The organism is Halomonas sp. MES3-P3E, assembly GCF_002836035.1.
Lineage (GTDB): Bacteria > Pseudomonadota > Gammaproteobacteria > Pseudomonadales > Halomonadaceae > Vreelandella > Vreelandella arctica.
Genome location: NZ_PJBT01000119.1, coordinates 1 through 812, shown reverse-complemented (window position 1 = coordinate 812; position 812 = coordinate 1). Strand labels below are relative to the sequence as shown.

Here is an 812-nt window from a genome sequence, read left to right as displayed (position 1 = left end):
GGCAGAGAGGGTACCGGCGCTGGCCCTCCTGCCTCTACCTTGTGGTCCAAAGTGCTGCGCTTATTCTATGAATCCAGGGTTTATAGTTAACCCAGTATTTTTCCTCTGCCTGATTTGGACTCATACCACCGTTATGTTGGTGAGGCCTAAGCTGGCTGTAATACCCGATTAAATAGTTCACGATATGATGCTGCCCCTGCAAGAATGAGCGATAGCCGTACGTTGGCACCCATTCAACTTTTAAGCTCCTGAAGAACCTCTCCATTGGCGCATTATCCCAGCAGTTCCCACGTCGGCTTAGACTTTGTTTTATCTGACATTTCCAGAGCGTCTGACGGAACTTGCGGCTCGTATAATGACTGCCCTGATCGCTGTGGAACATAACCCCTTTTGGCCGCCCACGACTCTCATAAGCCATTTTTAATGCACTGCTGGTGAGTTCGCTATCGGGTGACAACGACATTGACCAGCCAATCGTTTTCCTAGCAAATAAGTCCATGACAACGGCTAGATAAGCCCAGCGATTGCCAGTCCAGATATACGTGACGTCGCCACACCAAACCTGGTTGGGTGCCTCGACGTTAAACTGTCGCTCTAAGTGGTTCGGTATCTCAACATGCTCATCACCTGTTTTCTTGTAGGTGTGCCCAGGAACTTGGCAGCTAACTAAACCAAGCTTTTCCATTAGGCGGCCAGCGCGATAGCGGCTTAACGGAATATTCTGCCTTGTCGCCATCTCTGCAATGCTGCGCGCACCTGCAGAGCCTTCACTCTCGCGAAATAGTTCTCTGACCTTGGCTATTTCCTTGGCT

General features: G+C 50.2%; 1 protein-coding gene. It reads right to left on the bottom strand.

What is annotated here, in order from left to right; translation table 11 throughout:
• Positions 1-34: 34 nt before the first annotated feature.
• On the bottom strand, positions 35-812 hold a 778-nt coding region (locus tag CXF87_RS12180; RefSeq protein ID WP_157826533.1), incomplete at its 5' end, for an IS3 family transposase.